The 491-nt window shown below is 54.6% G+C and carries 1 protein-coding gene; it reads left to right on the forward strand.

The genetic code is table 11. The features are described from left to right. On the forward strand, positions 1 to 491 hold a 491-nt coding region (locus WM40_RS27370), incomplete at both ends, for an IS6 family transposase (protein ID WP_046154702.1).

Genomic DNA, 491 nt, shown 5'->3' on the forward strand with positions numbered 1-491 from the left:
TGGAAATGATGGCTGAGCGCGGTTTATCGCTGGCTCACACCACCATCATGCGCTGGGTGAAACGCTTTACCCCAGAGTTCGTTAAACGCTGGAACCGATTCGCGATCCCTTCCGGTGGCTCGTGGCGAGTCGACGAGACCTATATAAAGATTCGTGGCAAATGGGTCTACCTGTACCGGGCTGTCGATCGAGATGGCCAGACGGTGGACTTCTTACTCAGGGCCAAACGCGATGTCGCAGCAGCCAAAGCCTTTTTTCACAAGGCGATCAAGCATCAGGGACAGCCACCAGAGACTATCACGCTCGATGGTTACGCTGCCTCGCACCGCGCGGTGTGGGAGATGAAGGCCGATGGCATGCTGCCTGAACACACGAAAGTCCGATCCTCGAAGTATCTGAACAATATGATTGAGCAGGACCATCGAAACATCAAGTCCAGAACGCACGTGATGCTCGGCTTCAAGCGGTTCAGAAATGCCGTGGTAACGATC

Source organism: Robbsia andropogonis (assembly GCF_000970345.1).
Lineage (GTDB): Bacteria > Pseudomonadota > Gammaproteobacteria > Burkholderiales > Burkholderiaceae > Robbsia > Robbsia andropogonis.